Source organism: Stenotrophomonas sp. 62841_Sma, assembly GCF_056482945.1.
This window is the reverse complement of the sequence record NZ_CM151224.1, coordinates 45,261-70,234: the sequence shown is the minus strand read 5'-3', so window position 1 is coordinate 70,234 and position 24,974 is coordinate 45,261. Positions and strand designations below refer to the sequence as shown.

General features: G+C 67.7%; 25 protein-coding genes. 7 read left to right on the top strand and 18 right to left on the bottom strand.

Features of this window, described 5'->3' with window-relative positions; all coding sequences use genetic code 11:
* Positions 1 to 135 precede the first annotated feature (135 nt).
* Positions 136 to 1,002: a methylglyoxal synthase gene (locus ACZK5G_RS00315; RefSeq protein WP_032128693.1), complete on the top strand. Its 867-nt coding sequence runs from the start codon at positions 136 to 138 to the stop codon at positions 1,000 to 1,002.
* Between the two features lie 449 nt (positions 1,003 to 1,451).
* On the opposite strand, the gene ACZK5G_RS00310 is transcribed toward ACZK5G_RS00315, so the two are convergent.
* Genes ACZK5G_RS00310 through ttcA form a run of 3 tightly spaced genes read right to left on the bottom strand, consistent with a single transcriptional unit; the run spans position 1,452 to position 4,153 of the window.
* Positions 1,452 to 2,231: a M48 family metallopeptidase gene (locus ACZK5G_RS00310; protein WP_032128692.1), complete on the bottom strand. Its 780-nt coding sequence runs from the start codon at positions 2,229 to 2,231 to the stop codon at positions 1,452 to 1,454.
* 59 nt (positions 2,232 to 2,290) lie between these two features.
* Entirely contained in the window at positions 2,291 to 3,196 is a 906-nt protein-coding gene (locus ACZK5G_RS00305) for a recombination-associated protein RdgC (protein WP_005411825.1), read from the bottom strand.
* 36 nt (positions 3,197 to 3,232) lie between these two features.
* The gene (gene ttcA / locus ACZK5G_RS00300; RefSeq protein WP_180843176.1) at positions 3,233 to 4,153 is read right to left on the bottom strand and encodes a tRNA 2-thiocytidine(32) synthetase TtcA; all 921 of its coding nucleotides are present in this window, start codon (positions 4,151 to 4,153) and stop codon (positions 3,233 to 3,235) included.
* Positions 4,154 to 4,244: 91 nt separating this feature from the next.
* On the opposite strand from ttcA, the gene ACZK5G_RS00295 reads away from it, so the two are divergent.
* Positions 4,245 to 4,448: a YdcH family protein gene (locus ACZK5G_RS00295; protein WP_005421068.1), complete on the top strand. Its 204-nt coding sequence runs from the start codon at positions 4,245 to 4,247 to the stop codon at positions 4,446 to 4,448.
* A 100-nt stretch (positions 4,449 to 4,548) separates the two neighbouring features.
* Here ACZK5G_RS00295 and plsB read toward each other — a convergent pair whose 3' ends face one another.
* From plsB to ACZK5G_RS00275, 4 genes are all read right to left on the bottom strand, one after another.
* Entirely contained in the window at positions 4,549 to 7,185 is a 2,637-nt protein-coding gene (plsB, locus tag ACZK5G_RS00290; protein ID WP_032128690.1) for a glycerol-3-phosphate 1-O-acyltransferase PlsB, read from the bottom strand.
* Positions 7,185 to 8,138 carry a hypothetical protein gene (locus ACZK5G_RS00285; protein WP_478464919.1) on the bottom strand — a complete coding sequence of 318 codons (954 nt, stop codon included), beginning with the start codon at positions 8,136 to 8,138 and terminating at the stop codon, positions 7,185 to 7,187. The genes plsB and ACZK5G_RS00285 overlap by 1 nt, the downstream gene beginning before the upstream one ends.
* Before the next feature lie 424 nt (positions 8,139 to 8,562).
* Positions 8,563 to 9,288: an orotidine-5'-phosphate decarboxylase gene (gene pyrF, locus ACZK5G_RS00280; RefSeq protein ID WP_071228639.1), complete on the bottom strand. Its 726-nt coding sequence runs from the start codon at positions 9,286 to 9,288 to the stop codon at positions 8,563 to 8,565.
* Positions 9,285 to 10,208: a 5'-nucleotidase, lipoprotein e(P4) family gene (locus ACZK5G_RS00275; RefSeq protein ID WP_032128687.1), complete on the bottom strand. Its 924-nt coding sequence runs from the start codon at positions 10,206 to 10,208 to the stop codon at positions 9,285 to 9,287. Before ACZK5G_RS00275 ends, pyrF begins: the two co-directional genes overlap by 4 nt.
* Before the next feature lie 101 nt (positions 10,209 to 10,309).
* Here ACZK5G_RS00275 and ACZK5G_RS00270 point away from each other — a divergent pair, with 101 nt between their 5' ends.
* Positions 10,310 to 10,960, top strand: a complete 651-nt coding sequence (locus ACZK5G_RS00270) for a YceH family protein (protein ID WP_478464918.1) — start codon at positions 10,310 to 10,312, stop codon at positions 10,958 to 10,960.
* A gap of 98 nt (positions 10,961 to 11,058) precedes the next feature.
* Here ACZK5G_RS00270 and ACZK5G_RS00265 read toward each other — a convergent pair whose 3' ends face one another.
* The 5 genes from ACZK5G_RS00265 to ACZK5G_RS00245 form a co-directional block, all read right to left on the bottom strand.
* Positions 11,059 to 11,586, bottom strand: coding sequence for a GNAT family N-acetyltransferase (locus ACZK5G_RS00265; RefSeq protein ID WP_478464916.1), 528 nt, complete (start codon positions 11,584 to 11,586; stop codon positions 11,059 to 11,061).
* A gap of 91 nt (positions 11,587 to 11,677) precedes the next feature.
* Complete coding sequence (locus ACZK5G_RS00260) at positions 11,678 to 11,926, bottom strand: DUF3592 domain-containing protein (RefSeq protein ID WP_336684551.1); 249 nt, start codon at positions 11,924 to 11,926, stop codon at positions 11,678 to 11,680.
* Complete coding sequence (locus ACZK5G_RS00255; protein WP_336684552.1) at positions 11,923 to 12,144, bottom strand: DUF3592 domain-containing protein; 222 nt, start codon at positions 12,142 to 12,144, stop codon at positions 11,923 to 11,925. Before ACZK5G_RS00255 ends, ACZK5G_RS00260 begins: the two co-directional genes overlap by 4 nt.
* Positions 12,145 to 12,181: 37 nt before the next feature.
* Positions 12,182 to 12,946, bottom strand: a complete 765-nt coding sequence (locus ACZK5G_RS00250) for a DUF3592 domain-containing protein (RefSeq protein ID WP_071228643.1) — start codon at positions 12,944 to 12,946, stop codon at positions 12,182 to 12,184.
* An 83-nt stretch (positions 12,947 to 13,029) separates the two neighbouring features.
* Positions 13,030 to 15,006, bottom strand: coding sequence for a UvrD-helicase domain-containing protein (locus ACZK5G_RS00245; protein WP_110710649.1), 1,977 nt, complete (start codon positions 15,004 to 15,006; stop codon positions 13,030 to 13,032).
* 101 nt (positions 15,007 to 15,107) lie between these two features.
* Between ACZK5G_RS00245 and ACZK5G_RS00240 the strand changes: the two genes are divergently transcribed.
* Both ACZK5G_RS00240 and ACZK5G_RS00235 read left to right on the top strand, forming a co-directional pair.
* Positions 15,108 to 15,728 carry a thymidine kinase gene (locus ACZK5G_RS00240; protein WP_008264720.1) on the top strand — a complete coding sequence of 207 codons (621 nt, stop codon included), beginning with the start codon at positions 15,108 to 15,110 and terminating at the stop codon, positions 15,726 to 15,728.
* 95 nt (positions 15,729 to 15,823) lie between these two features.
* Positions 15,824 to 16,528 carry an SEL1-like repeat protein gene (locus tag ACZK5G_RS00235; RefSeq protein WP_032128680.1) on the top strand — a complete coding sequence of 235 codons (705 nt, stop codon included), beginning with the start codon at positions 15,824 to 15,826 and terminating at the stop codon, positions 16,526 to 16,528.
* A 42-nt stretch (positions 16,529 to 16,570) separates the two neighbouring features.
* On the opposite strand, the gene ACZK5G_RS00230 is transcribed toward ACZK5G_RS00235, so the two are convergent.
* The 4 genes from ACZK5G_RS00230 to ACZK5G_RS00215 form a co-directional block, all read right to left on the bottom strand.
* Complete coding sequence (locus tag ACZK5G_RS00230) at positions 16,571 to 18,175, bottom strand: OpgD/OpgG family glucan biosynthesis protein (protein WP_012509627.1); 1,605 nt, start codon at positions 18,173 to 18,175, stop codon at positions 16,571 to 16,573.
* A 105-nt stretch (positions 18,176 to 18,280) separates the two neighbouring features.
* Positions 18,281 to 19,093 carry a bifunctional DNA-formamidopyrimidine glycosylase/DNA-(apurinic or apyrimidinic site) lyase gene (gene mutM / locus ACZK5G_RS00225; protein ID WP_049422377.1) on the bottom strand — a complete coding sequence of 271 codons (813 nt, stop codon included), beginning with the start codon at positions 19,091 to 19,093 and terminating at the stop codon, positions 18,281 to 18,283.
* Between the two features lie 19 nt (positions 19,094 to 19,112).
* A complete protein-coding gene (locus ACZK5G_RS00220) occupies positions 19,113 to 19,445 on the bottom strand; it encodes an EF-hand domain-containing protein (RefSeq protein ID WP_478464913.1) in 333 nt (110 codons plus the stop codon).
* The gene (locus tag ACZK5G_RS00215) at positions 19,442 to 20,644 is read right to left on the bottom strand and encodes a DesA family fatty acid desaturase (RefSeq protein WP_197617053.1); all 1,203 of its coding nucleotides are present in this window, start codon (positions 20,642 to 20,644) and stop codon (positions 19,442 to 19,444) included. The genes ACZK5G_RS00220 and ACZK5G_RS00215 overlap by 4 nt, the downstream gene beginning before the upstream one ends.
* Positions 20,645 to 20,795: 151 nt before the next feature.
* Here ACZK5G_RS00215 and ACZK5G_RS00210 point away from each other — a divergent pair, with 151 nt between their 5' ends.
* On the top strand, positions 20,796 to 21,617 hold the full coding sequence (locus tag ACZK5G_RS00210; protein WP_049398997.1) for an ABC transporter ATP-binding protein: 822 nt from the start codon (positions 20,796 to 20,798) through the stop codon (positions 21,615 to 21,617).
* Positions 21,618 to 21,760: 143 nt separating this feature from the next.
* Here the strand turns inward: ACZK5G_RS00210 and ACZK5G_RS00205 are convergent, their stop codons facing one another.
* Positions 21,761 to 22,963, bottom strand: coding sequence for a DUF4785 domain-containing protein (locus tag ACZK5G_RS00205; protein WP_478464911.1), 1,203 nt, complete (start codon positions 22,961 to 22,963; stop codon positions 21,761 to 21,763).
* A gap of 11 nt (positions 22,964 to 22,974) precedes the next feature.
* The gene (locus ACZK5G_RS00200) at positions 22,975 to 23,853 is read right to left on the bottom strand and encodes a hypothetical protein (RefSeq protein ID WP_478464909.1); all 879 of its coding nucleotides are present in this window, start codon (positions 23,851 to 23,853) and stop codon (positions 22,975 to 22,977) included.
* Between the two features lie 262 nt (positions 23,854 to 24,115).
* On the opposite strand from ACZK5G_RS00200, the gene ACZK5G_RS00195 reads away from it, so the two are divergent.
* Positions 24,116 to 24,955 carry an acid phosphatase gene (locus ACZK5G_RS00195; RefSeq protein WP_049399001.1) on the top strand — a complete coding sequence of 280 codons (840 nt, stop codon included), beginning with the start codon at positions 24,116 to 24,118 and terminating at the stop codon, positions 24,953 to 24,955.
* The last annotated feature ends 19 nt before the right edge of the window (positions 24,956 to 24,974 follow it).

Sequence of the window (24,974 nt, the reverse complement as noted above, 5' to 3'; positions counted from 1 at the left end):
CGGCCGCGCTGCGGTACCGCTGCCTGCCACGCTATCGACGCGCGGGCCGACGGCAATGAAGAAAGTTGTAAAAGCATCCAGATGGGGGAATGCCGACATACACTGCCGCCTTCACCCGTACCTGCGGAGCGTTCGATGCGCATCGGCCTGGCTGCCAACCGTCTTCATCACCACGACGCGCGCGCTGCGCTGTTCCGTTGGCTGCGCAGCAGCGAGGCCGGCCTGCGCGAGCTGGGCGTGTCGCTGCATGCGGTCGGCCGCACCCATGACGCGATCGAACGGCAGGGCTTCCTGACCGGGTACGCGGGCCTGCACCGTTATCCCTACGGACGCGAGGGTGGCCTGATGAAGCTGGTCGCCGAAGTCGTTGGCATGGGTCCGGATCGGACACTGGATGGCGCGATCTACCTGATCGACCCGGTCGATCCATCCTCGGTGTTTCCGGAAGCAACCGCGCTCAAGCGGCAGTGCGTGATCCACGGCAAGCCGTTCATTTCGACCGTAGCCACCGCACGCGACTGGGTGGAGGTGGAGCGCGTCCACGCCGGGCTGGCAGCTGATGCCGGCGCCGACGACCTGCATGCGTTCGAAGGCCAGACGCTGGCGCTGATCGCGCACGATGCGATGAAGCCGGCGATGCTGGCCTTCGCCGATGAGCACTTCGATGTGCTGGCCCGGTTCGGTGAGCGGGTGGCCACCGGGACCACCGGCCAGCGTTTGAACGAGCTGGCCTGGAGCCGGGGCTGGCCGCGTGATACGCCGTGGGTGACGCGCTACCAGAGCGGTCCGATGGGCGGTGATGCGCAGATTGCCGACCGGGTGCTGGAGGGGCGTTGCCAGCGCGCGATCTTCTTCGAGGATCCGCATGTGGCGCGCCAGCATGAGGCGGATATCCAGCTGCTGGAGCGCGCGGTGACGACAGTGACCGATCAGGCGGTGTGCATCACGGCGCCGCGGGTGGCGGCGCGGTGGGCGACCGCGGCGGCGCTGCGGGCGGGATGAGGGTTTCGGCCAACGGCTGAGCCCCTCGTGGTGGGTCGTTCAGATCAGAAGCCGTGCTTGGCCGGGTGGGGTGGATTGCGCAGGGGTCGCTGCAAGTCCCCCTCCGGGGCCCGGCCCAGCCGCTGGCGGCTGTGCGTTCAGGCGCTTGCGAAGCAGTGCTTCGCAAGCAAAGCGCCTTCACCCTTGTAAGCTCGATGGCGCCCTCCATGGCGCCAACGCCCCTGCATGGCTCACCCGCCCGGCCTCAGACAGTTTCCGTGCGTGTCCAGCCACGGAAGAGAGAAAGAAGAGCAAGAGCGGAAGCGGGTCGCGCGCTGTGTGCGCTTCTGTAGCGTCGAGCTTGCTCGACTGCTCAGCACGCGGTCTGGAGTGAAGCCCCTTCTGTTGAAGGGGCGCGCCGAAGGCGGGGGTAGAGGAAGAATGCGTGGGCAACTGCTGTAGCGCTGGCGCTACAGCAGTTGCCGAAGCATAGCTTTCAAGCGGCGCCCTTCGAGCTGGAAGTAATCGCGCTGTTCGCGCCAGGCGGGGAAGCGTTGTTCCACTTCATGCCAGAACGCGGGTGAGTGATTCGGCTGGATCAGGTGGCAGAGTTCGTGCACCAGCACGTACTCGAACGCCTCGGATCGGCCCAGCACCAGGGCCAGGTCCAGTGCCATGCTGCCGTCCGGGGCAAGTGAGCCCCATTGCGAGGACATCACCTTCAGACGCAGGCGGCTGGGTGCGCGCGGCAGGGTGGGCAGGTACTTCGGCAGCCAGCGGCCGACGTCGGCGCGGGTCTGGGCTTCGTAGAACTCGCGCAGCAGGCGGCGCAGGGTGGCATCACCGCCGCGGGTCGGCCACTGCACGCAGGCGCCGTGCGCGTCGATCTCCAGCCGCGCGTAGCGGCCTTCCTGCCAGCGCAGCGGCAGCAGTTCGCCGCGCAGTGGCAGCACACCGTCTTCGCCGGGCTGCAGCGGTGCCGGCAGGCCCTGGCCCTGGTACTGGCGCAGCTGCAATGCCAGCCAGTCGCGGTGCTGTTCCAGGAAGCGTTCGCCCATCACCAGGCTTGCGCGCGGCGGCAGGGTCAAGCGTGCGCCGCGCTCGTCCACGCTCAGCTTGATGCGGCGCGCACGTGGATCGCGCACGCGCAGCACCTCGATCTCGGCATCCTCCAGGCGCAGGCGAACGGTGTCGCGCTGTACGGTGGCGGGCGGGGTCGGGCTGATCAGGCGGCGCAGCAGACGGCTCATGCGCCCAGCATAGCGCCGCTTCGGGCCGCCGGATGACCGGCGGCCGTCGGGCTGCCTGTTCAGTCAGCCTTGCTGAGCTTGAAGGCTTCTTCCAGCAACAGGAACAGGCGGCGGATCTCGGCGCTCTGCAGGGCGAAGCGGGCGTCGAACTCGGCGCGGCGGCCGTCTTCGTCGGCATGCTCCAGCTGGTCCAGGGCGCCGTCGAGGAACTTCAGCTTGCGCACGATCAGGTCGTCGCCGATCACGAAGGACAGGTTGTCTTCGAAGATCAGCGCCAGCTTGGTCACCTGCTTGCCGGCGTCCAGGTGCTTGTCGATCTCGTCGCAGCGCAGTTCCTGGTGCTGGCACTTGACCACCGCGCCACCTTCCACCGGGTCCTTCATCTCGCACTCTTCGCCCAGGCTCAGCCCGGTCGGCAGCGGCTCGCCGGCGATCCAGCCGGTCAGGATCGAACGCGGTGCGACTTCGGCATTCAGCGGCATCGCCGGGAAGCTGCCGAGCAGGCCGCGGATGTCGGACATGAAGTACTCGCCGGTCTTGCGGCTGGAGGTATCCACCGCCACGTAGCCGTGCTGCAGGTCGATGAAGGCGTCGTTGCGCGAGGACTTCACGAAGGCGCGCGGCAGCAGTTCATGCAGCAGGTCGTCCTTCATGCGCTTGCGCTCGCGGCCACCCGGGCGGCGGCCTTCCTTCTCCTCGATCTCCTCCAGCTTGCGCTCGAGCAGGTCGTTGACCACCGCCGCCGGCAGGATCTTGTCCTCGCCGCCCACGGTCAGCCACAGATGTTCGGCGATGCGGTGGGAGAGCAGTTCCTTCTCCTCGCGGCCGAACGGCGAGATGAAGCCGCGCGAATTCATTTCCAGTGCGCCGACCGGCTTCAGCAGGGCGTGCGGCAGCAGGGTGTCGACTTCGGAAAAATCGGTGGTGGTCGGGAAACGGAAGAACGTCAGGTTGCGAAAGAACATGGAATTCCGGATGGCAAAGAGGAAGGGCGACCGACCTTAAACGGTGGGCGTCTCGGGATCTGCGTCGGCGTCGGCCGGGGAACCGGCCAGCCAGGCATGGGCGTCGGGCAGCGGCGCGTCGTCGCGACGGCCCAGCGCCATGAAGTCGAACAGGGTGGTGTCGGCCAGCTGCGAGGGCCGGACTTCGCCCATGGCACGCGCGATCTGCTCGATGCGGCCCGGGTGGTCCTTTTCCCACTGCTTCAGCATCAGGCCGACCTGGCGGCGCTGCAGGTTCTCCTGGCTGCCGCACAGGTTGCAGGGAATGATCGGGAACTGGCGGGCCTGTGCGTACTCGACGATGTCGCTTTCGCGCACGTAGGCCAGCGGCCGGATCACCACGTGCTTGCCGTCATCGCTGCGCAGCTTCGGCGGCATGCCCGACAGCTTGGCGTGGTGGAACAGGTTCATGAAGAACGTGGCCACCATGTCGTCACGGTGATGGCCCAGCGCGATCTTGGTGAAACCGTGGGTCTCGGCGTAGTTGTACAGCGCGCCACGACGCAACCGCGAGCACAGCGAACACATGGTCTTGCCTTCCGGAATGACCCGGCTGACCACCGAATAGGTGTCCTGCTCGATGATGTGGTACGGCACGCCCAGCCCGGCCAGATACTCCGGCAGCACGTGCTCGGGGAAGTCCGGCTGCTTCTGGTCCAGGTTCACCGCCACCAGCTCGAACGGCACCGGCGCCTTCTTCTGCAGCTGCAGCAGCACGTCCAGCAGGGTGTAGCTGTCCTTGCCGCCGGACAGGCAGACCATGACCTTGTCGCCGGCCTCGATCATGCCGAAGTCGGCAATCGCCTCGCCGACCTGGCGGCGCAGGCGCTTGGCCAGCTTGTGCTGCTCGCGCTCGGCCACGCGCGGATCACGGGCGGCGCGCGGCTGGGGATCGGGAAGGGAAATCACGGCACTCATGGGTTCCATTCTAACGGCTCGGAGCGGCCACGGCCGGGGGTCGGGATTCCCCTCTCCCGGCAGTCATCATCGCTGTGTATGCTCGGAGGCTGTGGACACCTACAGCCCCGCCGAGATCGTCGAGCACCTCGCCGCCCTGCGCGCCGAGCACCGCCTGCTGGATGAACAGATCACCCGCATGGCCGCCAATGGCGAGGACGAGCTGGAAGCCAAGCGCCTGAAGCGGCGCAAGCTGCAGCTGAAGGACTGCATCGCCAGGCTGGAAAGCCTGCAGATTCCCGACGAACCGGCCTGAGCGGTGGTCCATCCACGCATGGCGTGGATCTACTGCTTAGCCCCGGTAGATGCCAACCTTGGTTGGCATGCCGTTCGCCGGGCATCGCCGGGCGCTGCCTTCAATCCTGCGGCGCAGGCTCGTCCGGGCGGGCCGCTTCCGGGCTGACCCTTTCGATGGTGTGGCGCAGCTCGCGGCCGAGGATGAACTTGGCATCCTTGGCCCAGGCGTCCAGGCGTTCGTCGAACAGCAGCTTGCTGTTCTCGTCCGGCCACACCAGGCGCAGCTCGCGCAGCTTCTGGATGAAACCACGGAACAGGGACTTGTCGAAGAACTCCGGTGCCGCCGGTGCGTAGAGCAGGCTCAGCCGCTGCGCGGCCTGCTGGCACAGGCTTTCCAGCTCGGCCGCGCCGAGCACGCCCGGGCCGTTCTTCACCAGCACCGAGATGGCGATGTAATAGCGCTCGAACGCCTGCTGCAGCGAATGGCCGATCGCACGCAGGCGGAACACCTCGTCGGTCTGCCCGGTGTTGCGCGCCAGGATGCCGCCATCGTCATCGTTGACGTTCTGCAGCAGGCCTTCGCGCACGAACACGTCGATGGTCCGGTCGATGCGCTGGGCGAACTCGTCCTCGCTCCACGGCAGGAACAGCTCCGCCTGCAGGAACGGGTACACCGTACGGCCCAGCTGGACCAGGCCGGTGCGGCTCATGCGGCGGTTGTTCTGGAAGCAGCAGGCCACCCACGACGAGGCGGTGAACAGGTGCACCACGTTGTTGCGGAAGTAGCTGAGCAGCACCGCGGTGTCGCCGCTGACGCTGAGCACATCGCCCAGCGGGTGCTTGATGCGGGTGAGGACGTTGATTTCCTCGGCGTGGGCGATGATCCGCTCCGGCGAGTGCGGGGTCACCGTCACCCGGTCCGAGTACGGCATCTCGACCAGCAGGGTCTTGCACAGCTCGATCTGCGCGATCAGGTCGGCCTCGCCCATCGCATGCTTCGGCGTGGACAGCAGGGCCAGCGCCAGCAGGTTGATCGGGTTGACGTCGGCGGCGCCGTTGATGCGCACCTGGATGCGTTCGGCCAGCGTATCCACCGTGGTCGACAGCCACGCCGGCTTCTCGTCCTCGGAGACGGCCTCACCCTTCCACTCCGGCGCCTTCTCGGCGAGCACGTCGTTCAGTGCGATAGGTTCGCCGAAGTTCACCACCACCTGGCCGTAGTTCTGCTTGAGCACCTTGGGGATGCCCCACAGCAGCGACCAGATCGATTCCTTTTCCTTCGGCCGGCCGGACAGTTCGTCCAGGTAGCTGCCGCCCTCCATCAGCTTCTCGTAGCCAATGTAGATGGGCTGGAACAGCACCGGCTTGCGCGGCTGGCGCAGGAACGCGCGCAGCGTCATCGAGATCATGCCGCCCTTGGGCTGCAGCAGTCGGCCGGTACGCGAGCGGCCGCCTTCGACGAAGTACTCCAGCGAGTAGCCACCGGCCACCAGCTGCGCGACGTATTCGCTGAGCACCGCCGAGTACAGCGCGTTGCCACGGATCGAGCGGCGGATGAAGAACGCACCGCCCTTGCGCAGCAGGGTGCCGACCACCGGCAGGTTCAGGTTGATGCCGGCCACGATGTGCGGCGGCACGATGCCACGGTCGTACAGCAGGTAGGACAGCAGCAGGTAGTCCATGTGGCTGCGGTGGCTGGGCACGTAGACCACTTCGTGGCCCGGCGCGGCGGCCTTGAACTTGTCCAGGTGGTGCACCAGCACGCCCGCATAGATGCGGTTCCACACGTGGCTGAGCATGAAGCTGGCCGAACGCACCACCGGGCTGGAATAGTCCGCGGCGATTTCCCAGGCGTAGGCGTGCGCCTTCTTCCAGGCATCGGCCGGCTTCGAATTGTCGCGCTTGGCCTGTGCGGCGATCGCTTCGCGCACCGGTTCGGCCGCCAGCACCTGGTCGACCAGCAGGCGCCGCGTCGACAGGTCGGGGCCGATCACCGATTCACGGATGCGGCGGAAATGGGTACGCAGCACGCGCTGCAGCTTGCGCACCGTACGCTCCGGCTCCAGGCCTTCGTCCACGGTGCTGCGCAGCGAGATCGGCGGGGCAAAGCGGACGATGGTGCTGCGGCCGTTGAGCAGCACCGCCAGCAGGCGGCGGAAGCGGCCGACCAGCGCCCAGTTTTCCGAGAACAGCACGGCGAACCAGCCGCTCTGCTTGTCTGGCGCGCGACCGACGAAGATCGACACCGGCACCAGGTGCACGTCCAGGTCATCGCGCACGCGATGTGCCTGCAGGACCTTGGCCAGCGAATCGGAGTGGGTCTTGGCGCCGCGCTGCTCGGGGATCAGCGAATTGCTGGAGCTGCGCCGCGACAGCGCCAGGTAGGCGCGCTTGCGCCCGGTCGGGTCACCGGCCAGCGGCACCAGCGGCGATGGCAGGCCGGCCTGGCGGCAGGCCTTGTCCAGGATCAGCGCATTGGACAGGCCGTAGTCTTCCAGCACGTACATGACCGGGCGGCCATCGTTGTACTGGCCCGGGTCTTCCGGTTCGATCTTCAGCGACAGCCACGGCTCGACCAGGCGGCCGAGCAGGCGAGCCCACAGCGGGCGGCGGCCAGCCGGACGCGCGTGCGCGGGCGGCGGTACCGGGTTCGGGCCGGTACCGGTCGAGGGGGACGCCGGCACCGTATCGGCGGGCGTCGACTGGGATTCTTCGCCGGGGAACGGCAGCGGGTTCTGTTTCGACATCGGCGCCATTATGGCTTAGGCGGCGGCGTTGCCGCTTCCCCACCCTCGGCGGGGGCTTCAGCCGGTGACGGCGACGCAGCGGCGCGGGCCGCATCGGCCTTGCGCAGCAGCGCGTCGGTATCGGCCAGGGTGCGGGTCAGGTACCAATGGCCCTCGCGGCGGCTCAGCGGCAGCTGCAGGGTCATCTCGCGACCGGCGAGGTCGTAGTGCAGGCGTACCAGGGCGTTGTCACCTTCCACCGACAGCAGTTCGCCCCGCACGCTGCGCAGCGCGTCATCCACGCCCAACCCGTAGCTGCCCAGCACCGCCTTGAGGGTGTGGATGAACGGCGCCAGCTGCTGCAGGCTGCCTTCCATGCCCGCGGCCTGCAGGCCGGCCTCGTCATCGAAGCCGACCTTGCCGGCGGCGCCCACCAGCGCGGCGATCGTGCTGCGTGCACGCGCACGGTCACTGATCGGCGCGCCCTGCGCCCAGCTGGCGAGGGTTTCGACCAGGGCGATGTAATGGGCCTGCTGGCCGGGCGTATAGCCCTTCTGGTGGCGCAGGTACTGCACGCCGAAGTTGCCCATCGACTGCGCGGCCTGGCGTACGGCGCTGGCCTGACCAGCCAGCTGGCGATCGAAGCTGCGCTGCAGTTCGGCACCGGCATTGGGCGTGCGCAGTGCGGCCAGCATCGGCAGCAGCTGGTCGCCCAGTGGCAGTTCAGTCAGCGGCCACTGGCTATGGCCCTCGGCCCAGGCCTGCTGCAGGCGCTGGTACTGGCTGGGGGGAACCGACAGCTTTGCATAGCCGACCAGATCGTCCTCGGCCAGGCGCAGGGCCATCGCCTGCACCGCCGCGACCGGCTCGGCCGCCGGCTTGGCCGGATCGTTGACCGATTCACGGCAGGCGGCCACGGCCAGCAACAGCATGGCTGCCAGCCCCCATCCACGCGCAGACCTTCCTCGCACTGCCACGCTCATGCACTCGGACTCCCCGGACCGGTCCGCATCTTGCGGCCTGCAAGGTGACAGCGGCAAGCCGGGACGTCACGGTTTCCGCGGTTGCTTGTGCAAGTCACTGATCGGAATAAAAAAAGAGCCGGGATCACGAGGATCACAGGCTCTTCAAGCCGGCGCAGGGCCGGTGGACAGTGTTGTGGCACATGTCCGGTCCGAGGACCGGATGGCGGCGATCCTACGCTGCCGCTCAAGTTAAGGCAACACTTCACGTAATGTCATATAAATCATTGATTTTATTGATTAGCCTGATGCCTTGCGCCGGGGCCATGAAATCTACGGCAGGTTTTGCGGCGATTCGGGCACAACCGGTCCTTCGGCGGATGCAAAAACGCCATCCCGCGCGGGTCGGGATGGCGTTCGGGCCTGCAGACTGCACAGCGGAATCTCAGCGTGCAGCCAACGCCGACGCGATTTCCTGCTGGATGGCCCGCGCCGCGGCCTGCGGATCGGCGGCCAGGCGGATCGGGCGACCGACCACGATGGCATCGGCGCCATCGGCAAAGGCCTGGGCCACGCCAACGGTACGCTTCTGGTCATCGCCGACCGGGCCACCGGGGCGGATGCCCGGGCAGACGATCGAGAACCCGGCGCCGGTAGCGGCGCGGATCGGGCCGGCTTCCTGGCCCGAGGCGATCACGCCATCGATACCGGCCGCCTGCGCGGCCAGCGCGCGCTCGACCACCACGTCCACCGGCTCACGGTCGATGCCCATCTGCGCCAGGTCCGGGCGGCCCATCGAGGTCAGCACGGTCACCGCCAGCAGGCGCATGTCGCTGCTGTTGGCGGCGGCGCAGGCTTCCATCATCGCCGGGTGCCAGCCGTGGATGGTGGCGTAGCTGACCGGCCACTGCGACAGGCGCTTGATCACCGCCGCGGCGGTGGCCGGGATGTCGAAGAACTTCAGGTCGACGAACACGCGCTTGTCGCGGCGGGCCAGCTCGTCCAGCACCTGGAAGTACTCGCCGGAGGCGAGCAGTTCCATGCCGATCTTGTAGAACGCCACGCTGTCGCCGAGGCGGTCGACCCACTCCAGCGCCTGCACGCGGTCAGGCACGTCCAGCGCGAAGATCAGGCGCTCGTCATCGCGCAGCGGCAGCGGCGCGCGGCTCACGGTGCGTAGTCCAGCGCAGCGCGCTTGGCGTCGTGACGGGCCTGGCGCGACTGGCTGTAGTCGTTGTTGAACTGCGCCGGCTCGAAGCCGCCGTAGGTCGGGTTCGGCAGCATCCACCAGCGCTCGCCGAACCAGTCGTGGTACTGCTGCAGCAGCGCGTCACGACCGTCGTTGGTGTTGGCGGTCACTTCGACGAAATCGCCCAGCTGGTCGCCGAACTGCATCAGCACGCGGTATTTCTGCCCGGCCAGGCGGCGGCGGCAGTTCTTCTCGCTGCCGGCCTGCTCGCAGCCTTCGACCACGGTGCCCAGGCCCAGGAACACGCTGTCATCGGCCACCGGCAGGCCCTGCTCGCGCAGGTTGGCCAGGGTTGCGTCCTTCAGGTGCACGGCGCGGTTGGAGATGTACAGCAGGGTCACGCCCTTGGCGTTGGCGGCCTTGGCGAAATCAACCACGCCCGGAATGGCCTTGGCCTTCTTTTCGGCCACCCACTGGTCCCAGGTCAGCTCGTCGTATTCCTTGCCGTCGCGCACCAGGCGCGCCTGGTAGGGCGAGTTGTCCAGCACGGTCTCATCCACGTCCAGCACCACGGCCGGCTTCAGGCCCTTGGCCTCGTTGCCGCGTTCTTCCGGCACCAGCGCATCCCAGTGGGCTTCCTTCAGCGCGGCATCCAGGTGGTCGGCGGCGGCACGGTAGGTCTGTTCGGTGATCGCCTTGTACTCCTGCGCGCGCTGCATCCACAGCACCGCATTGAGATTGTCGTTGGCAGTGGCATCGAGCGCGCCGTCGGCCTTGGCAGCGGCGGCCGGGGCCTCCGGTGCAGCGGCTTCGGCGGCAGGCGCATCCACGCGCTTGCAGGCGGACAGGCCCAGTGCCGCGGTGGCGAGCAGGGTCAGGGACAGGGAAACGGGACGACGCATGGATTCACCGGCAATCAGATATACCGGCGCATTTTACCGGCAAAGGCGGTCCCGGGACGGCTATGCTTGGCGGTTGACCCGTTGCCCTTCCGGAGGCCGCCATGACCGATTCCACCCAGACCCCCGACGTCCCCCTGCTCGACGCCGTGCAGGCCCGCCTGCTGGGCTGCCTGGTGGAGAAGGAGGCAACCACCCCGGACACCTATCCGCTGACGGTCAACGCCGCCCAATCGGCCGCCAACCAGAAGACCGCCCGCGAGCCGGTGATGAACGTCGATGCCGGCAGCGTGCAGCACGCGCTGCGCCAGCTGGAAACACTGGGCCTGGCCCGCCAGCACTTCTCCTCCCGTGCAGACCGTTACGAGCACCGCCTGCAGGCCGCGCTGGACCTGACCCGGCAGCAGACCGTTCTGCTGGCGATGCTGCTGCTGCGTGGGCCGCAGACCCTGGGCGAACTGGTCACGCGCAGCGAGCGCCTGCACCGCTTCGCCGACATCGACGAGGCCCGCCATGCCATCGAGCGCCTGCAGCAGCGCGCGCTGCTGGTGGTGCTGCCGCGCGCCAGCGGCCAGCGCGAAGACCGCTACATGCACCTGCTGTGCGGTGAAGTGGACGGCGCGGCGCTCGCGGCCAAATACGCCAGCAGCGGCGGTGGCAGCGACGCGGCCGATCCGGGCCTGGCCGAGCGCGTGGCCCAGCTGGAAGCGGCCGTGGCCGAGCTGCAGGCGCAGCTGGCCGAACTGCGCGGCTGATGGTGGGTGCCGACCGTTGGTCGGCACTGCATCTGGATCCTGCCGACCAACGGTCGGCACCCACCGTCAGCTGCTGCTGTGCCGGCCAGCGGCCGGCACTACCCGACGTCAGCCGCACCCAAGGTGGCGTACAGCCGGCTGGGCGTTTCGATGCCCGGCAACTGGATCACCCCGCGCTCCTGCATGCCCAGGCCCAGCAGGATCTTCCCGGACACCACGTTGTCCAGATCGGTGATGCCGTACAGATCCTGCAGGCCCAGCTCAGCGCGCGCATGCGCGAACACCGCCCGCGCCGCCTCACCGGCATAGCCCTGCCCGGCGAATTCGGACAGCACCGCATAACCAATATCCGGCCCCGGCAGGCCATCACGCCACACCAGCCCGGCATTGCCCAGCCACGCGCCATCGGCCAAACGCTCGATGGCATACATGCCGAACCCGTTCAACGCGTAGCTGTGCAGCACCCGCAGCGCGATGTACTCACGCGCCTGCTCCTCGCTGCGCACGTTGCGGTCCCCAATGAAGCGCACGAAGCCTGGATCATTGAGCAATGCCAGCATCGGCGCAGCATCCCGGTCTGGTTCCAGGCGGCGCAGCCGCAGGCGTTCGCTTTCGATGGGATGCATGGGTGGGCTCCGGAAGGAATACCTCGATTTTGCAACGCCAGCGCCCGCCGTGCAGCACGCTCAGGCCAAGTGGGCCACTACGATGCCCAGCCTAGCCACATGCCCCGTCACGCTGGCCGAACAGGATCGGCCAGTAGCGCACGCACAGGCGATGGACGCATGCGGCGATCAGGCAGAACCCCATGCCCATCAGCGCCAACAGCAGCGGTGCGCCCCAGCGCAATCCCGGGTGCTGGATACGAGCCTTGGAAGGCATGCCGCCGGGATATAGCACCTGTACCTGTTCGCCGACCACGTACAGTGGTGCCCCGGTAGCAAAGGACGCGGTGAACTGAATCATCTGCCCTGTGCGGTCTGGAACCTCACCACCGGGCGATGCAGGGTGATGTCACGTGCGGGCATCCCCTCCATTTCCGACCGGGCATCCTCTGCCTGGACGGCCACCACCGTTCCGGTTACGGAAACGGCCTTGCGCGCGAAACGCTGGACGTCCACGAACAGCCAGGCGGCGGCCAGAAGGATCAGCAGGCCCACGGCAAAGAAAACAGCAAAAAACATCTGAGGAGGGTGGCATGGTGCTGGCCGGGTTGATCGATCAGCGTGCAGGTGCCGGCGCTGATCGAATGAAGGAGATATCGACATGGTAGTAGCGCGGATTGCCCGGCATGACATGGACATCCAGTTCACGCCCACTCACCTGTGCACGGGGATCGGCCCAGAGATACGCGCTGTGGAAGACATGCCATCGAGTGGTTTCAGGATCGCGCCAGGCGCAGACGATGACGAACGGATGCCTTCCCCCCGAAAATACTCCGCGATCGCGCTTGATCGCCCGGACCTTGGCTTGCACCCGTGTCCCGTGGCGAAGGAGCTGCCTGCGCCGCCATGCCCTCGCCGCCTGCGGCAGGTGCAGAAGTCCCACCCCCAGCAAGAATGGGCCGCCGGTCACTCCCAGTATGACGCTCAGGCCCCAGGGTGATGAGAGCGAACGCACCAGGGCCTTGTCCGGGCGGTCCGGCAGGTACAGCACATCTACATGATCGCCCGTCATGTAGGCACGATGGCGGGTACGACCTGCGAAGAACCGCATCACTTGCCCGCTGCTGGTAGTGAAGTCCACCCAGTACAGGAACTTCACCCCTGAAGTGCGCGAACCACCGCGATCTACGCTGACGGCATCCACATGGGTGATCCTGCCATCGGCAATGACCGCCGCATCGAGGAAGCGCCTGGCCCCAACGTAGGCCAGAAGCGCTGAAACAAGCAGGACCAGGCCCAGCCCGAGGAAGGTACGGGTGAGAACAGCAGGGATATCGTTGGACACTATGAAGGACACGGCGCGCACTTCGGGTGCGCTCACACTAGGCCTTAACCTGATGCAGGCTCAAGGCCAGAAGCGTCAATCGGACGGATTGGAATACCACTTTAGTGGCTTTTCGATCCTCAATCGAACAGCGCCTCGATCGCCGCCAACCCCGCACTCGCCCGTTCCTTCTTGCGCACCGCATCGGCCACCGGATCAGCACCATCGCGCTGGATCTCCTCCGCCGGAATCTCCTCGAAGAACCGGCTCGGCTTCAACCGCACGTGCTCGCCGAACTTGCGGGTCAGCTTGCTGTAGCTCATCCACAGCTGGATCTTGGCGCGGGTGATGCCCACGTACAGCAGGCGCCGCTCTTCCTGCAGGTTGCCCTCGTCCAGGCTGACCTGGTGCGGCAGCACGCCATCCTCGCAGCCGACGATGAACACGTACGGGAATTCCAGGCCCTTGGAAGCATGCATGGTCATCATGCGCACCTGGTTGCCGCCCTCGTCCTTGTCGCTGCGCGACAGCAGCGCCAGCTGGCCGGCCAGGTCGGCGGCGGTAGCACCACGTGGGCCACCCTCGAACCACTGCGCCAGTTCCTCGATGTTGTTGGCGCGACGCTGGTAGCTGGCCTCTTCCTTGGCCTGCTGGCGCAGCTCGCTGAGCAGGCCGGATTCCTTGGCGACCTTGCGGATCATGTCGCCGGAAGTGACCTGCCGGGTCTGTGCACGCAGGTCACGCAGGATGTCGGTGAAGCGCGCCAGGCTGTTGGCCGCGCGCGGCGGCAACTGCTGCAGGGCGCCGATCGCCTCGGCGGCCTGTGCCATCGGCATGTCCTTTTCCTGCGCCAGCTCGGCCAGCTTGGCCAGCGTGCCGGCACCGACGTCGCGCTTGGGCGACTGCACCGCACGCATGAACGCGGTGTCGTCGTCGGGGTTCACCAGCAGCCGCAACCAGGCCAGCGTGTCCTTCACTTCCTGGCGTTCCAGGAACATGGTGCCGCCGGTCAGGTGGTAGGGAATGCGCAGCAGCTGCATCGCCTTTTCCAGCGGGCGCGACTGGAAGTTGCCGCGGAACAGGATGCAGAAATCACTCCACGGCACATTGCGCGACTGCGCCACGAAGGCGATCTCGGCAGCGACCTTTTCCGCTTCGTGCTCGCTGTTGCGGCACTCCCACACGCGGATGCGCTCGCCGTCGGCCTGGTCGCTCCACAGCTTCTTCAGATGCTCGTGCGGATTGTTGGCGATCAGCGCATTGGCCGCGCGCAGCACGCGGTTGGAGCAGCGGTAGTTCTGCTCCAGCTTGATGATCTCCAGCGTGGGATAGTCGCGCCCCATCTGCTGCAGGTTTTCCGGATTGGCGCCGCGCCAGGCATAGATCGACTGGTCATCGTCACCCACGCAGGTGAAGTTGCCCTTGTCGCCGGCCAGCTGCTTGAGCAGCCGGTACTGCGCATCGTTGGTGTCCTGGCATTCGTCCACCAGCAGGTAGCCGATGCGCTCGCGCCAGGCCAGCGCGATCTCCGGATTTTCTTCCAGGATCTGCACCGGCAGACGGATCAGATCATCGAAGTCGACCGCATTGAACGCGGTCAGGCGCAGCTGGTAGCGCTCGTAGACGCTGGCCGCTTCCTTCTCGCGATTGCTGCGCGCGGCGGCCATCGCCTGTTCGGGCGACAGGCCGGCGTTCTTCGCGCGCGACACCAGGTTCTTCATGTCCTCGATGTCATCAGGCTTGGCCCCGTACATCAGGTCCTTGATCTGCGCAGCGGCATCGTCGGCATCGAAGATCGAGAAGCCGCGCTTCAGGCCAACGGCCGCGTGCTCGATCTGCAGGAACTTCAGGCCCAGCGCATGGAAGGTGCAGATGGTCACCTCGTCGGCGTCCTGCTCGCGCAGGCGCTTGGCCACGCGCTCGCGCATTTCCTTGGCCGACTTGTTGGTGAAGGTGATCGCCGCGATGCGGCGCGCCGGATAGCGGCCGCAGCCGATCAGGTGGGCGATCTTTTCCACGATCACACGCGTCTTGCCGCTGCCCGCGCCGGCGAGCACCAGCAATGGACCTTCGATGTGCAGGACGGCGGCGGCTTGGGGGGGATTGAGACCGTGCATGGGATGGGGATTGTAGCGGGGCCGGGTGACGACCACAGCGGGCCGCCGGTGGGGTTGCTGAACGGCTTCGGCGAAGCGGGGCTGCGGCGTACAATCCGTCGATGGCCAAGCTCTACTTCTACTATTCGGCGATGAACGCCGGCAAGACCACCACCCTGCTGCAGAGCGCCCACAACTACCGCGAGCGCGGCATGCGGGTGGCGATCCTGACCCCGCGCCTGGACGATCGTGCCGGCGCCGGCGTGGTCGCCTCGCGGATCGGCCTGCGTGCGGACGGCATGGCCTTCGACCGCGATACCGACCTGCAGCGCTGGGTCGAGCAGGATCTGGCAGCCAACGGCCCGATGGGCTGCGTGCTGGTGGACGAGGCGCAGTTCCTGACCCGCGCCCAGGTCTGGCAGCTCAGCGAAGTGGTCGACCAGTTGCGCATTCCGGTGCTGTGCTACGGTCTGCGCACCGACTTCCGCGGCGAGCTGTTCGAAGGCAGCCAGTACCTGCTGGCCTGGGCCGATGAGATGCAGGAGATCAAGACCATCTGCCACAGCGGCAAGAAGGCGACGATGACGGTGCGTGTGGACGAGCATGGGCACGCGGTGCAGGACGGCCCGCAGGTGGAGATCGGCGGCAACGACCGCTACGTGTCGGTCAGCCGCGCCGAGTTCAAGAAGATCACCCGCGGCGAAGGGCGGATCGATCCGGCGCAGGCGCCGCTGCCGCTGTAGCAGGCGCGCCGGTGCGCCATGACCTCCAGCGGTTTACAAGCACGCGCTGTCGCGCCTAGGCTGCGGCTCCCCTGCTGCCGAACTGGACGTCCGACATGCGCTCTGCCCTCCTGCTGCTGCCGCTGCTGTTGCTGCCCCTGCTGGCCACCGCGGCCGAGCGCCCGTCAGGTGAAGACGATGCGGCGGTGATCGGCGCCGGTTTCATGGACAGCCACCCGGACATGATGTACCGGCAATGGGGCGTCAACGCGCTGCGTCGCAACGATGTCAACGGCGCGATGGACAACTTCCGGCTGGCCGCGCGGTATGCGGACAAGCCTGCCCAGGGCTACCTCGGCGAGATGTACTGGTACGGGGTAGAGCAGCCGCGCAATCCGGTCATGGCCTATGCCTGGATGGAGGTGGCGGCCGAACGTGGCTATCCGTTGTTCGTCGAGCTGCGCAACGAGTACTGGGCCACGCTGCCGCTGGAGCAGCATGATGCGGCGCGCGCGCAGGCAAGCGCGCTGCGCGCCGAGTATGGTGACGAAGTCGCGCGCCCACGCATGGCCGAAGTGCTCAGAAAGGGGCGCCGCGAGATGACCGGCAGCCGCGTCGGCTCGATGTCCAACAACGTCGACATCGTGTACATGGACGGCGGAATCTCCCGCACCATCAAGGCCGATCGCCTCTACGACCCGAAGTACTGGGACCCGAAGCAGTACGAACGCTGGCAGGACGAAACCTGGATGAAGATCCGCCGGGGCACGGTGGAAGTGGGTGTGCCGACCCAGTCGCACGCCACCGACAGCAAGCCTTGAAACAACGGTGCCGGCATGTAGCCGGCACCGGGCCGCATCCATTCAGTACAGCGTGCGCTCCGGCGCACCTGCCGGCGGCGGGGTGTACTGGTACAGCCAGGTCTCGGTGAGGGTCTTGCCGCCACTGCGCAGGAACAGGCGGATGTCGATCTGCTCGGTGCTGCCTTCCGGCGGCACCAGGTCGAACATCGCGCGGTAGCCGTTGATCTCGCGCAGCGGGCGCGCCGACACGATCTCGACCCGGCCACGGCTGGCTTCCACCACGGCCTCGACCTCGCCCTTGTCGATCAGCCTGGCCAGTTCGCCGCCTTCGAAGTCCACCGCGAAGCGCCAGCTGAAATACTCGCGCTTCTTGCCGACCACGCCACCCAGGCCGGTGCGGCTGGCCACGCAGTGCGCCAGCGGCGGCCGTGCCGGCGGTTCGGCGCCCCAGTACAGGCGGTAGCCGACCAGCAGCTCCTGGCCCGGCTGCGGCTTTTCCTTCGGGTTCCAGAACGCCACGATGTTGTCGAAGGTCTCGTCCACGGTGGGAATCTCCACCAGCTGCACCGAGCCCTCGCCCCATTCGCCCTTCGGCTCCACCCACAGGCAGGGGCGCTTCTCGTAGAACACGCCGTCGTCCTGGTAGTGGTCGAAGTTGCGGTCGCGCTGCAGCAGGCCGAAACCACGCGGGTTGCGGTCGACGAACATGTTGAAGCGCAGGTTGCGCGGATTCAGCAGCGGTCGCCAGATCCATTCGCCGGCACCGGTCCACAGCGACAGGCCGTCGGTGTCGTGGATCTCCGGGCGCCAGTCCCATGCCATGCGGCGGTCGTTCTCGCCCACCTGGTACATGCTGGTGCACGGGGCGATGCCCAGCCGCTCGATCGCCTTGCGCGGGTACAGCGCGCTGTCGATATCCATCAGCAGCACGTCGCCATTGGTGATGGCGAAGCGGTACGCACCAGCCACGCTGGGCGAATCCAGCAGGCCGTAGACCACGATCGTCTCCGAATCGGCCGACGGCTGCTCCAGGTAGTAGGCGATGAAGTCCGGGAATTCCTCCGGCTTGCCCATGCCGGTGTCGATCGCCAGGCCACGCGCGGACTGGCCGTACTGGCCTTCCTTGCCGACCGCGCGGAAGTAGCTGGCGCCGAGGAAGGCCGCGAAGTCGCGGTCGGTGTCCTTGCGGGTGTTCAGGCGGAAGCCGGCGAAGCCCAGATCGGCCGGCAGCTCGCCGTCCTTGATGCCGCTCTTGCCGTAGTTGAACGCCGCGCCGTCATAGGCCAGCTCCTGCGCCTTGCCGTCGACCACGTCGAACATGCGCACCGGCGAATGGAAGTACAGGCCCAGGTGGAAGAACTTGGCCTGGAACTTGCCCGGCTGGTCAGCCCACAGCGCATGGTCCTGGCGGTAGCCGATCGACTGGTACTGGTCCCAGTCCAGGCCTTCCAGGCGGCCCGGCAGCACCCGCTTGTGGCTCTTGTAGGGTGCCTGTGCCAGCGCGCGCGCCTGGCCCTTCAGGGTGGCGAAGTCGAACGGCTGCGGCTGGCCGAGGCGGCGCAGGCCCATCTGGCCGCTCTTGCTGGCCGCGCACGCGGGCAGGGACGGCAGGCCGAATGCAGCCAGGGCGAGGGAGGCATTGCGGATGAAGTCGCGTCGTTGCATGCAGGCGCGTCAGGCACAGAGGGAAGGTCGGCCATCATAGGCAGAGAAACGTTAACGGGCAGCGGAGACGTGCCCTGCCCGTTCAGCTGCCGCTGGCCGCCCGGCTCAGCGCTGGCAGTGGCTGCACCAGACGCTGGCGCGCTGGCCGATGGTGGCGTGCTTCAGCGCGCGGCCACAGTTCGGGCAGGGCAGCCCATCGCGGCCGTACACCAGCAGTTCCTGTTCGAAGTAGCCCGGTGCGCCGTCAGGGCTGATGAAATCGCGCAGCGTGGTGCCGCCACGGGTGATGGCGTAGCCGAGGATTTCCTTCACCGCGTCGGCCAGCCGCTGATAGCGCCCGCGCGAGATCTTGCCGGCCTCGCGCAGTGGACTGATGCCGGCCTTGAACAGGCTCTCGGCGGCGTAGATGTTGCCCACGCCCACCACCACCGCCTGGTCCATCAGGAAGGTCTTCACCGGCGCGCTGCGGCCACGGCTGCGGGCGAACAGGTAGTCGCCGTCGAACGCGTCGTCCAGCGGCTCCGGGCCCAGCCCCTGCAGCAGCGGATGGATCTCACCGGCCGGCTGCCAGAGCAGGCTGCCGAAGCGGCGCGGGTCGTTGAAGCGCAGCAGGCGGCCGTTGTCCAGGCTGATGTCGACGTGGTCGTGGGCGCGTACCGGCGTATCACCGGGCAGCACGCGCAGGCTGCCGGACATGCCCAGGTGCAGCACCGCGCTGCCGATGGCGGTATCCAGCAGCAGGTACTTGGCGCGACGGCGGATCTCCTCGATGCGCTGCCCCGGCAGCAGCTCGGCCACTTCCGGCGGAATCGGCCAGCGCAGGTCGGCGCGGCGCAGGATCACGCCATGCACGCGGCGACCCTGCAGGTGCGGCGCCAGGCCGCGGCGGGTGGTTTCGACTTCGGGCAGTTCAGGCATGAACCGATTCTACGCCCGCTCAGCGTGGCGGTGCCGCCAGTTCACGGGCATCCAGGACGCCATCACCGTTGGCATCCTGCTTGTGGAAACGCTGCACGATCACCTGCCGCTGCTGCTCGCGGCTGATCGCGCTGCCCTTGCCGCCGGGCAGCTCGTCTGCGCTCAGCACGCCATCGCCATTGCGGTCCATGCGATCGAAGGCATACAGCATCCACTGCACGTACTCGGATTCACTCACCCGGCCGTCGCCATCGCTGTCCATCCGCTGCAGGTAGCTGGTGGTGTCGGTGACCTGGGCCAGCGCCACGCCCGGCAACAGCACCGCCAGCAGAAGCCCGTACCCTGCCCTCACGCGCCCACCAGGCTGTAGCCCTTCAACCGTGCGGCATAGGCCTGCAGCGCGGCGATCCCGCTTTCCTCGGCCTCACGGCACCACGCCTGCAACTGATGCAGGCGCTCGGCGGCATCGTGGCCGCGGGCCTCGAGCAGCGCCGCCAGCCGCGCGCGGTACTCGACCAGGGTGCGGATGCGCGGGCGCTGCGCCACCCATTCGCTGAGCTGGGCACGACTGTCCGGCTTCAGCCAGCGGCCATCGTTGACCAGGCCACGGCGCAGCCGGCGTGGCAGCAGGCGGCGCAGCTTGGCCCCGGCCTGCACGGCTTCCTCGCGCAGGGCCGGCATGAACACATTGCGCTGGTAATCGGTCATCGCCTGGAAGCGGTGCGACAGCAGCGCCTTCAGGGTTTCGGCATCGGGCACCGCGATGTTCGGGCGCACGTCCATGGCCGGCGCCACCCGCAGCACCTTGGCCAGGCGCAGCGCCTGCAGCAGGCGGATCGCACTCCAGCCGATATCGAACTCCCAGCGCCGCATCGCGAAGCGCGCCGAACTGGGGAAGGCATGATGGTTGTTGTGCAGCTCCTCGCCACCGATCCAGAACCCCCACGGCGTGAGATTGGTGGAGGTGTCGGCGGACTCGTAGTTGCGGTAGCCCCACCAGTGCCCCAGGCCATTGACCACGCCCGCGGCCCAGAACGGGATCCATGCCATCTGGATCGCCCACAGGGCCACGCCCGGCAGGCCAAACAACACGGTATTGATCGCGAACAGCAGCACCGGCCCCAACGTGGCATGCGGGGTATACAGGCGGCGCTCGATCGCATCATCCGGGGTGCCGCGCCCGTACTGCTCGATGTCCGCGCGCTGGCCGCGGGCTTCGCGGTACAGCTCCACGCCATGCCAGAACACCTTGCCGATGCCACGGGTGACCGGGCTGTGCGGGTCGTCCTCGGTCTCCACCTTGGCGTGGTGCTTGCGGTGGATGGCCACCCACTCGCGGGTGATCATCGAGGTGGTCAGCCACAGCCAGAAGCGGAACACATGGGCCAGCGCCGGGTGGAAATCGACCCCACGATGGGCCTGGCTGCGGTGCAGGTACAGGGTCACCGAGAAGATGGTGATCTGAGTGAAGACCAGCAGCACCGCCAGCATGGCCCACCAGCCCAGGCCGAGCACACCACCGGTCAACAGGGACATCAGGGCATCTGGCATGACGGCTCTCCGGGTCGACGCGGGGATGGCAGACATCATGGGCGCTTGCGTTGCAAACTGCATCCCTGCGGCGATGCTTTGCATCGCCATCCGAGGCACCGTTCACAGTTGGGGACCTGAGTTGTCGAGCCTTGATCCACGCGCCAGCGCCATGACCGCCGCCCCGCCCCTGGCGGAGCAGCCCCCCTTGATCGAACTGGACCGCGCCACCGTGGTACGCGGCCAGGTGAAGGTGCTGCACGGGCTCAGCCTGCGCATCGCGCAGGGCCAGCACACCGCCCTGCTCGGCCCCAACGGCTGCGGCAAGTCCACCTTCATCAAGCTGATCACCCGCGAGCTGTACCCGCTGGCCCAGGGCGACGGCGCGGTGGCGGTGAAGGTGCTGGGCCAGAACCGCTGGCAGGTGGACCGGCTGCGCTCGCAGCTGGGCATCGTCACCGGCGACCTCAGCAGCAACCTGGCCGACATGCCCGGGCTGACCGTGGAACAGGCGGTGCTGTCCGGCTTCTTCGCCAGCTACGTGGTGCCGGCCTTCCGCGAGGTGACCGCCGACATGCGTGCACGCGTCGGCGAGACACTGGCGATGACCGGCGCGCTGTCGCTGCGCGACCGCGCCTACGCCGAGTTGTCCGCCGGCGAGACCCGCCGCGTGCTGATCGCCCGCGCGCTGGTCAATCGGCCGCAGGCACTCCTGCTGGACGAACCTTCCACCGGGCTGGACCTGGTTGCCCGCGAACAGCTGGTGGCAACCATGCGGGTGCTGGCACAGCAGGGCATCACCCTGGTGCTGGTGACCCATCACATCGAAGAGATCATTCCCGAGATCGAGCGGGTGGTGCTGCTGCGCGACGGCCGCGTACTGGCCGATGGCACCCGCGCCGAGCTGCTGCGCAACGAACCGCTGTCGGCGGTGTTCGGCGGCGCGATCACGGTGGTCGAACAGGAAGGCCGACTGACCGCGTACGCGGGATAGACAGATGCATCGCTCTCCGTAACCGTCTGTAGAGTCGAGCCATGCTCGACTGCCGTTCGCCGCGAGCAGAAGCAGCCGAGCATGGCTCGGCTCTACAGAAGGCGGGGCAGCGGGCCGGATGTTCCGGCCCGCCACCGCTTTGCTCAGAACCGCAACGCCAGTGCGCGCGACTCGATCGGTGCCATCCGGCTCTGGTCCTGCAGCTGCAGGTCGCGCAGCTCGTACGGTGCGCCGAAGCCGGCCGGCAATGCGGCCTGGTCGAACGGCAGCACCAGCTGGCCTGCGCCCGGGCCATCGAACCACGCGGCCGCATGTGCCTGTGCGACCGGCTTCAACTGGCCATCGCGGGCCGTGGCATACAGCGTGCCCCGCGCCTCATAGCGTCCGGCCGCTGCCACCTGCAGCGGCAGCGCCACCTGGCGGCTGGCCGGGTCCGGTGCCGCCTGGCCACTGAAACGGGCAGTCGGCCGTGCCACCGCAAAGGCCACCTTGCCATCGCGCAGCACACCATCGGCCTGGGCGAACACCTGCAGCTCCCATAGCCCCTGCACGCTGCCGACATCGGCGGGGATCCTCACCTGCGCGCGCAGGCTGCCATCGGTGGTGCGCAGCAGCCGCTGCGGCCAGCTGCGGCCATCCGGTGCGACCAGCAGGGCTTCACCGCCCAGCCCACCACGACGCGATGCCAGCTGCGCGGTGGTGGCGCCGTCTTCCAGCAGGCGTGCCTGCAGCTGCATGTTACCGCCGGCCAGCACCTGGGCCTGGTTGGCCTGCACCTCCAGCCGCAGCGGGCTGTTCGGCTCCAGCACCTGCACCACGTAGCGGCCCTGGGCCTGCGCGCTCTGCAGCGTGTACGCACCGACGGCACTGGTCGCGCCGGTACGCAGCATGCTGCTGCCATCGCTGACCGGCATGCCGGCGTCCTGCAGCGCGCGCGCATCAACACTGCGCGCCACGCTGCTGCGGCCGGCCGGGTCGCGCACCTGTAGCGTGTTGGCCGGCAGCGCGCGGGCACCTGCGGTCGGGCTCAGCTGGATCACCGCATCCGGCGCCGTCAGTGGCAGGTCGAGGCCTCGCTGCAGCTGCGTGCCATCAACCTGCTGCCAGTAGCTGCGGCTGACCGAGGCATACGGCGTGGCCGCCTGCAGCGGTTGTGCGGGGTCCAGCGCCCAGGCAAAGGCCAGTGGCGCGTGTTCGCTCTCATCGGTGGGAAGCGGCGCGGCTACCAGGGCGGCAGGCACCTGATCGCCCGCACGGGCGGCCTGCAGCGGCTGCGCGGCCTGCGCTACGGAAAGGGACAGCACTGCCAGGGTGGCGCCGGCCAGCAGGGTGGATTGAATCGTCATGGTCGTCTCCCTCACTGGATCAGGTCGTTGCGCAGCAGGGTGCCGAGGCCGAAGCACTCGCGGCGGCTCTGGTTGTGGCTGAGCGGTTCTGCACCCTGGGTACGCGCCTTGTCGGTGAACCAGGTGGTGCCGGCGGCCTTCTGGCTGCTGCACTCCAGGAAGCCATCGGAGCAGGACGACAGCCAGTTCTGGGTGAACTCCAGGCCGACGTTGGCGGCATAGCCACCGCAGTAGCTGTTGCTGTCCCACACCGCCGATTCCACATCGCTGCCCACCACCGCGCGGAACGGTTTGGGCAGCGCCGGGCGGCCAGCGGTGCCGTAGAGGTTCTGCGCGTTGTAGGTGGCCATGCTCGCCACCTGCTGCTGGCGCACGGCGTCGTTCTTGTAGCCCAGCAGCCAGCCCAGCGAGGTTTCAAAGGTGTTGCCGTTGAGCACCGCATCGGCCAACGGCGTGCCGGCCGAAGACGGTGCCAGCGCGTTGACCTTGCGCACCGTGCGGATGATCTTCGGATAGCGGCTGTCATAGGTCGGGTTGGACAGGATCCAGCGCATCACGTTGCCGCCGTTGGAGTGGGTGATCACCACCAGCTGGGTGATGCCACGGCTGTCGATGAAGCCGGTCAGCTGATTGGCCAGGCAGCCGGCCGCTTCCGGCTTCCACATGTACTGGGTGAAGTCACAGTTGATGACGACGTAGTTGCTGCTGTTCGGCAGGCCCTGGCGCACGGTGTCGATGATCGCCGGCTGCCAGTAGTCCTGGGTGGCGTTGGTCTGTGCGCCGGTGCCATGCACAAAGGCCACACCGACCACGTCGGCCGCCTGTGCCGGCGCGGTTGCCAGCCCGAGGAGCAGGGCCAGGACGGTACTTCCTGTTGCGGTGCTGCGCATCGCTTCTCTCCCTCTGTCAACGGATCCCCCCGACCCGGCTGGAACTGGACGGCCCCTGGTGCTTGCCGTTGTGCCGATGCTCGCGGCGAGGCCGCGTGAAAGTCCGTGCGCTGCGCCCGGATTCAGGAGACTGACGTCACTCGATGACGCTTTTCATATCGCCGGGATGACCATGCCGGTTCTGGCCGTATGACCGATGGCCACTGCGGTGTCGTATACGGGCTGCGATCATGGCGCGATGTTTTTCCTCCGGAGCCTGTCCATGTCGCTGATTTCCCACCCTGCCCGCCCGCTGCTCGGCCTTGCCGTCATCGCGGCCCTGGCCGGTTGTGCCGCCACCGCCGCCAAGCCGACCGCCGTCGAAGCCAACATCACCACCAAGGCGGTGGGCTATCTGGACAAGAGCGCGGTACCGGCCAGCCTCGACCTGGTGCCAGCACCGCCGGTGGCCGGTTCGGCCGCCCTCGCCCTCGACGAACAGGTCAGCCGTGAAGCCCGCGCGCTGCGTGGCAGCCCGCGCTTCGCCCAGGCCGGTGTCGATGCGGAACTCGGCTTCCCAGAAGGCGCCAACCACTTCTCCTGCGCCGCCGACATCGACGTCGATGCGGTGAAGACCCCGGCGCTGTACCGCCTGCTGGAGCGCAGCCGGATCGACGCCAGCGCCGCCACCAAGGCCGCCAAGAACCACTACCAGCGCCCGCGCCCGTTCATGGTCAACGGTGAACCGACCTGCTCGCCGAAGGACGAGGAAGGCCTGCGCAAGAACGGTTCCTACCCGTCCGGCCACACCTCGATCGGCTGGGCCTGGGCCCTGATCCTGTCGGAGATCGCACCGGATCGCGCCGATGCCATCCAGGCGCGCGGCCGCAACTACGGCGAGAGCCGCCTGGTCTGCAACGTGCACTGGCAGAGCGACATCCTCGAAGGCCGCTTCATGGGCGCCGCCGCCGTGGCCCGCCTGCACGACAACGCCGCGTTCAACAAGGACCTGCTGGCCGCACGCAAGGAGATCGCTGCCGCGCGCAAGGCCGGCCTGCACTCCAGCCGCGACTGCGCGGCCGAGGAAGCGGTGCTGAAGGTGCGCCCGCAGAGCGCGCTGTAAGCGCCTGGCGGTTCAATTG